General features: G+C 39.4%; 2 protein-coding genes and 1 pseudogene. 2 read left to right on the top strand and 1 reads right to left on the bottom strand.

From position 1 onward, the window contains the following. Nucleotides 1–212: 212 nt before the first annotated feature. Nucleotides 213–611: pseudogene (locus ACFE90_RS12830) on the top strand (transposase); the annotation flags it as partial. A gap of 120 nt (nucleotides 612–731) precedes the next feature. Here ACFE90_RS12830 and ACFE90_RS12825 read toward each other — a convergent pair. Then, nucleotides 732–5444: an amino acid adenylation domain-containing protein gene (locus ACFE90_RS12825; protein ID WP_375501013.1), complete on the bottom strand. Its 4713-nt coding sequence runs from the start codon at nucleotides 5442–5444 to the stop codon at nucleotides 732–734. A 217-nt stretch (nucleotides 5445–5661) separates the two neighbouring features. Between ACFE90_RS12825 and ACFE90_RS12820 the strand changes: the two genes are divergently transcribed. Next, the gene (locus ACFE90_RS12820) at nucleotides 5662–6762 is read left to right on the top strand and encodes an alpha/beta fold hydrolase (protein WP_375501011.1); all 1101 of its coding nucleotides are present in this window, start codon (nucleotides 5662–5664) and stop codon (nucleotides 6760–6762) included. The last annotated feature ends 89 nt before the right edge of the window (nucleotides 6763–6851 follow it).

Here is a 6851-nt window from a genome sequence, read left to right as displayed (position 1 = left end):
GCCAACCAAAGAAGGGGGAAGCGTGAATTTTCAATCCGTAATAGCTTTATTGCATTAATTTTGCTTTATATAGACGTAAATATCGCCGCGCCTCGTCCTCAGATGGGAACGTCAAAAGGTTTATTTTGGGGAATTTTATAGACCTCGCTACCATCGATATTTAAATTAACAAAATAGACCTGCCGGAAAACTAAGAGAGAATATCCCATCAAGATGGGACTTGGTTGAAGATTCACGACAAATTATATCAGTGGACTCGTGTGGCAGCAGGACGTGAACCAAGCCCATCAGAAGCAGCAGTTGATAGCCAATCTATGGAAACAGCAACGATGATATCCCAAGATGTAGGTTATGACGCAGGCAAAAACATACATGGACGCAAACGGCATTTGAATGTGGATTTGTTGGGGTTGGTTTTACGCGTCTTAGTTACTTCTGCGAGTATTCCGGAACGTGTTCGCGTTAGCGTCCTGTAGGGAAGGGGCAAAAAAGTTCTTAGGCGAGTCCATCGCATGGAGGAAAAGGTAAAGCGGTTAAATACTATTTGGATGGATGGTGGCTATCGGGGAGAAAACTTTATGCGGTGGGTTATGGATATGTTTCGTTGGATTGAGGGACTTCCAAAGAATAAATTAATCAATAAAAACTAAGAAGTGATCCTTAAACAATAATGATAATCATATTTGGTGACTGGCATGATTTTTTACTCGCTTCGGCTTTTAAAACATCCTCTAACGCCTCTTGGTATCTTCGTTTAAAGAAGATAACTTAATCCGCCGACTTTCACGTGATAATGGTACTAAAACTGGCGCTTGATTTTGAGGATTGCTTTCTTTAAAGCCTTCCACTATCTTAGATATTTGTGCAATTGTCGGTGCTTCAAATACGCTACGCAAAGATAACTCGACATGCAAGGCATCACGCACTCTAGAGACAAGCTGAGTTGCTAGTAATGAATGACCGCCTAATTCAAAGAAATTGTCATAAATTCCTACACGCTTAAGTCCTAAAACCTCAGCAAAAATTTTCATCAACACTTGTTCCACAGAAGTCCGGGGTGCGATGTAATTTTCAGACAATTGGGGCTTTGCATCATAATAGAATGCTCTTAAGGCGCGGCGATTGACTTTACCATTACTTGTTAGAGGTAAAGACTCTAATATTACAAAAGCTGATGGAATCATGTACTCAGGCAGTTTTTGTACTGTGTAAGTCTGCAACTGTGGCACTAATTTACGCGCAGCTTTGGCTTGTAAGGGATTATTGGCGTAAGATTGCCAGGAATGAGAGTGAGTCGTACTATGTGGAAAAATAGCTCTCTTACCTATTCTATTTTGCCGTACAAAAACAACATCATAGTGTCCTTCAATACTTGAAGGTGACCAGGTAATATGAACTTTGTAATTTATATCTAGTGTATAAAAATCTTCTGGTTCTACTCCTATATTTTTGAATTCTTGCAAAGCTTTACGCATTTGACCTACAGTTTTAAAACCTTCTACATCTGATAGCCACTCTGCTGTTTTAACTGCTGCCATAACCCGTGCATTAGGTACATTATTAATACATAATATTTTTGGTTTAGTTTCAATTAATAACTGACGTACTGCTGACACTGTTAAATTCTCTTCAGACCAGTTCAGATATGAATCATTTTTAATATTATTAATATTTTCATCATCAATATGTAAAATCACATTATACCGAAATTGAGTTAATTCATTGTGATCGCGTCCCCGCAGCAGTTGAATTTCTACATGGCTAATCTGAGGAAAGTCTTGCTTTATTGCACTAAAAAAAGCCGGGTCAATCACCAACTCTGTTTCTTGAAAAATTTGCATTTGAACCTGTTGCTGCAATTCGGAACGTGTTAAGGAAGATTCAGCTTGCTCTAGTTGCACTGATGCATGGAAAGCTTGCAAAAGTGGCAAACTACGCACATCTCCTATGAAGATAAAGCCACCTGGAGCAGTTGCCCTCACAGCACCTTCTAATACACGAATCAAATAATCAATAGTAGGAAAATATTGTACAACTGAGTTCATAATTACTACATCAAAAGCTGCTGTTTCTACTTTCTCGAAGTCAGTAGCCATTTGCTGATACAGCGTTACCTGCGCCATTTTTTGCTTTTTTAACTGCTGCTGAATGTAGTTAATTGAAACAGAGGAAAAGTCTGTTCCCCAATATTTAGCGCAGTGAGGCGCAATTCTGAACAGAATTAAACCTGTTCCACAACCAATTTCTAACACTCGCTTGGGTTGCAAAGCCAAAATTTGTGCTACTTGGTTATTTACCCACTCATGCATTTGCTCTATCGAAATAGGCTGATTTGTATAACTACTGTTCCAACCGACAAAATTCAATGTTACATCTGAATCAACAGCAAGCTGATTATAAGTTTCGTCATAGAGCATCTGCCATTGCAAAATCTGCTCATTCTGCAATTGCATTAACTGAATATTCTCCTGCTCACTGCTGTATTCAGCTTTCACTATCACATAAGCTACTAGGCATTTTTCCTTTTCATGTTCACGACTTATTACTACAGTTTGCTGTACTGCTGGATGCTGACTCAGCACTGCTTCAATTTCGCCCAACTCAATGCGGTAGCCACGGATTTTTACTTGCTCGTCGAGGCGGGTTAAAAACTCAATGTTGCCATCTACTCGGTAGCGGACTAAATCACCTGTTTTATAAAGTCGTGTCTTTAACTTATTAGTAAAACTATGATAAATAAAGCATTCCGCTGTTAAATCAGGAAGGTTTAAATAACCTCGTGCCAATCCATCACCACTTATATATAATTCTCCTGGCACACCAATGGGTACTGGTTGTAAATATTTATCTAGGATGTAAACTTGGGTGTTGGCGATCGCACCACCAATTACAGGTGCTAAATTATCTTTATTCTTAGCAGAAATATGACCGAAAGTTGTAACAACCGTGTTTTCAGTAGGACCATAATTATTAAATACTTGAAAATAGTGGGAAGTTGAAGGATATTGATTTAGTTTGTCTCCACCTATAAGTAATATTCGTAAAGCGGCATCTTCAGGAAAATCTAATAATAGAATCTTCTCTGCTATAGGTGTTGGTAAGAAGGAAATTGTGATTTTTTGCGATATTAACCAATCTCGGAGATATTCAGGCGATCGCCTGATTTCATCATTTACAATATAGATGCTTGCTCCAGCACTAAGGTAAGGCCAAATTTCCCAACTGCAAGCGTCAAACGCAATCCCGGCTATCTGTGTTACTCGGTCAATAGGTGAAACCGCAAAGGCTTTTTGATGCCAAAAAACTAGATTTAATAATCCTCTATGTTCAATTTGTACGCCTTTAGGCTTTCCGGTTGAGCCAGAGGTATAAATGACATAAGCAAGGTTGTTTACTGAAACTTCGCAAGGAGGATTATCTTCAATCTCTTGAGCAATAATTTTGCAATTTTTGTCTAAACAGATTATCTTTAAATTATTGTTTTCTAAACGTTCAATGCATTGCTCGTGAGTTAATAAAACTGAGACTTGAGCATCTTCAAGCGTAAAGTTTAAACGTTTAGATGGATAGCTTGGATCTAGAGGTACATAAGCTCCACCTGCTTTCAGGATGCCCAACATTCCGATTACCATATCAAAAGAGCGTTCGACACAAAGCCCTACTAAAACTTCGGCTTTAACTCCTAATTTTTTTAGATAATGTGCAAGTTGGTTACTATGTACATTTAACTCTTTGTAGCTGAGTTGTTCATCGCCAAATACTAGTGCGATCGCATCAGGATTATGTTCTGCAATGCTCTCAAATAACTGATGAATAGACTTATCTTGAGGATAATATAACTGAGTATTGTTCAATTCAACTAATAAATTATTTAACTCAAATTCACTTAAAAGTGGTAATTGTGCAATTGGTTGTTCTGGATTTGCAACTATACCTTCCAGTAATGTCTGGAAGTGTCCTAACATTCTGGTGATAGTAGCGTCATCAAATAAATCAGTACTGTAAATTACAAACCCACTAATTCCTTCTGAGCTATCTACCCATAAACCATTTTGAGTATTTGGCTCCCACAGGTGGAACTCCAAATCGAAGCGTGTTGTTTCTGTAGAAAATGGTAATGGGCTTAAAGTTAAACCAGTTAACTCTAATGTTGACATAGGCGCATTTTGCAGGGCAAACACCACTTGAAATAACGGATTTTGATTCAAATTACGCTCTGGATGTAGTTCCTCTACGAGTTTTTCAAAAGGCAAATCTTGATGAGCATAAGCTCCTAAAGCCACGTCTTTGACTCGACTCAATAATTCTCGAAAAGTTGGGTTTCCTGATAGGTCGGTACGCAGTACTAAGCTATTGACAAAAAAACCAATTAATTCCTCAATTTCACTACGGTTGCGATTGGCAATAGGTGAACCGATCGCAATATCTTCTTGTTGTGTATAGCGATAAAGTAAAATTTTAAATGCTGCTAGTAAGGTTATAAATAAAGTTACCTCTTCTTGCTGTCCAAGAGCTAAAAGTGCTTCGCTCAAACTTTTTGATAATTGCAGAGGTTGCCTTGCACCCTGATAAGTTTGAACAGCTAGCCTTGGTCTGTCGGTTGGCAAATTTAATATAGAAATGCCGTCTAATTGCTTTTGCCAGTAACCAAGTTGCTTTTCTAATACTTCCCCCTGTAACCATTGACGTTGCCAGTATGCAAAGTCTGCATATTGAATTGTAAGTTTCGGCAAAGGAGAAGGTTGATTGCTAGTAAAGGCTGTGTAGAGTGCTGCTATCTCTTGAATCAGCACCCCAATAGACCAACCATCAGAAACAATGTGGTGCATATTTAGCAGCAGGATGTATTCTGTCTCATTCAACCACAGCAATTTTACTTGCAGCAACGAATCAGTTGATAAATTGAAAGGACGTTGAGCTTCTTGGTTAGTGAATTGTCGTGCTTGTATTTCTCGTTCGGCTTGTGGCAGTTGCCGTAAATCTATTATTGGTAAAGTAATAGTTAACGTAGGATTAATTAGCTGAACTGGTTGCCCTGACTCGATGACAAAATTGGTGCGTAAAGCTTCGTGTCGGCGCACAATTTCGTTAAAAGTTTGCTCTAACGCGGCTTTATTGAGCAAACCTGTTAAATGTAATGCTACTGGAATGTTATAGAAAGGATTATTAGGGATTAATTGGTCAAGAAACCACAGCCGTTGTTGAGCAAAGGAGAGAGGAAGATTTTCAGACCGCGAAATAGGTACGAGAGGTAGAAAGCTGTGGTTATTAATACGATTAGTTGCTTTTAAAAATTCAATAATTTCTGCTTTACGCTCTTGAATTTCTGCACGCAGTTTTGCTGTAAAAGTTCCTTCAGGCGCGTTACAACGAAACTTTTCACCATCAAGAAAAATTTTAATATCTAAGCTACGAAGATAAGATAATAGCTCAACTGTATTCAAAATTATACCCCTTCGGAACAGTTGTTACTTAAGAAAAAGCAGGAGTATTAATAGTTATTTTTGCCACTCTACACTTTTTATCAACTAACCCAGCATTTTTATCACACTTACAACAATGTATAAATCATTCTTGGGAGTGAAAGTTCGATGATTCTAACTATGGTATGAAGCTAAAAGCAGTTAACAAGGTATCACAAGGTTTAGGCTCATGATATTCATGCCTCATAATTTTCTACTTGTATGGCTGGTTCAACTGCTGTCTGTTGGGGTAGTTGGCGGGGGGATCTACATTCTTTATGAATGGTACGAACGAGAACTTGTAGGAACGTCCTACTTAGTGGCTGGACTAGTAATGGTTCTGTGGACTTTTGGCGGTCGTTTTATCAGTTTGCCACTGCTGCGCCGTCCTGGAGCCGAGGAACCCAAGTTTATGCGTAGCAAAACCGTACAGCGTTTGCCACGTCCAGATGGGAGCGTGTTGCAAGTAGAGTTTTTTGGCCCTGAAGATGGTCAACCAATTATCTTGTCACACGGTTGGGGACCAAACAGTACTATATGGTATTATGCCAAGCGACAATTGAGCGATCGCTTCCGAGTAATTGTTTGGGATCTACCAGGGTTAGGAAAATCCTCTAAACCGAAAAACAATGATCACTCTATAGAAAAATATGCCCGTGACTTGGAAGCTGTTATTGCCATAGCAGGGGATAAACCTGTTATCTTGTTGGGGCACAGCATGGGTGGCATGATTAACTTAACATTTTGTCGCCTGTTTCCAGAGCAATTAGGGAGTCGGGTGGCTGGCTTAATTCTTGTGGATACTACTTATACCAATCCAGTAAAAACTTGCATCTTTAGCAATCTGGCACGTAAATTGCAGAAACCGTTACTCGAACCTGTGTTGTACCTGACTATAGTGCTGTGGCCTATTTTTTGGTTGATGACTTGGCTCTCGTATTTCAATGGTTCCCTGTACATCACTGTCGAACTATCTGGATTTACCGGTACTGAAACACGCGGTCAACTAAGTTTTGCAGGTTTATTATCAGCATTGGGTTCGCCTGGTGTTCTGGCTCGTGGCACACTGGGAATGTTGAAGTTCGATGAAACAGAAACACTTGCAACTATTAACGTTCCTGTATTGGTAATGTGTGGGGCTTCAGATATAGCGACAAAACCTGTGGCGAGCGATCGCATGAAAGCAGAATTGCCTTATTCTGAACGAGTCACCCTAAAACCAGGTGGACACATGGCATTGATGGAACAAAACCAACAGTTTGCCGAAGCAGTCAGCACGTTTTGTGCTGGCTGCTTATAGCTTGCCTGAATCCTACATTTAGCATCCATCAAAAAATATTGCTCTAGGGTTGGCATTTTCGTATTTAGCGCAGCCTGTAGCAACTTCCG

Source organism: uncultured Nostoc sp. (assembly GCF_964245445.1).
Taxonomy (GTDB): domain Bacteria; phylum Cyanobacteriota; class Cyanobacteriia; order Cyanobacteriales; family Nostocaceae; genus Nostoc.
Note: the sequence above shows the minus strand (reverse complement) of the source record. Positions and strands in the feature narration are given on the sequence as shown.

Bases quoted from the DNA above. Each gene is read 5' to 3' on its own strand.
- ACFE90_RS12820 (WP_375501011.1), top strand. From the start codon at position 5,662: ATGCCTCATAATTTTCTACTTGTATGGCTGGTTCAACTGCTGTCTGTT.